1 pseudogene is annotated in these 530 nt (G+C 60.2%); it reads left to right on the top strand.

Going from position 1 to position 530, the window contains the following annotated elements:
• Positions 1-282: 282 nt before the first annotated feature.
• A pseudogene (locus tag EN925_RS40400) lies at positions 283-530 on the top strand (hypothetical protein); the annotation flags it as partial.

The following is a 530-nucleotide window of genomic DNA, read 5'->3' as shown; positions in this document are numbered from 1 at the left end:
ACACCGGACAGTTCGTTCAACGGCCGAGGAGCGGCCGGTGTCGAATCAAGAAAGCTGGCGCAGATCCAGCTTGATCGGCCTCTCGGCCTTCTGAGAAAAGCGCAGACCTCGTTGCATTGGCCGCTGGATCGCCGATCGCGCTATCGACCAAGCCCTCGCGAACTAAGGTAAGGCCCGTTCGGCTCCTGCAACATGGGGACTTCTCGCCGACATCGACGCCAAGGGCACTTGCGCCTTCGTAAAGCGTTCTCCTGGCAGAGATGCGGTGAGGTGCGGCGCGCCATGATCATGAAGAGAACGGATGGGTCGAGTTCCAATGACGATGTCCCAACGGGCGCATCGGCTTCGTTCCCCTATGACAGGATCACCGTCGAACGCTTCCGGAAGAGTTTTCCCCGGGCCCGTTGGAGCGATGAACTCAAGGCCTGGTTTGTCCCGGGAAAGACCGCCGCTCGGCGTTTCAATCGTTGGCTGGAGCAAGAATTAGCCGGATCGAACGTGCATGCTGACAGCAGGGGACGCGACGCCTA

The organism is Mesorhizobium sp. M7A.F.Ca.US.006.04.2.1 (assembly GCF_004022915.1).
Classification (GTDB): Bacteria; Pseudomonadota; Alphaproteobacteria; order Rhizobiales; family Rhizobiaceae; genus Mesorhizobium; species Mesorhizobium ciceri.
This window is presented reverse-complemented; position numbering and strand designations above follow the sequence as displayed.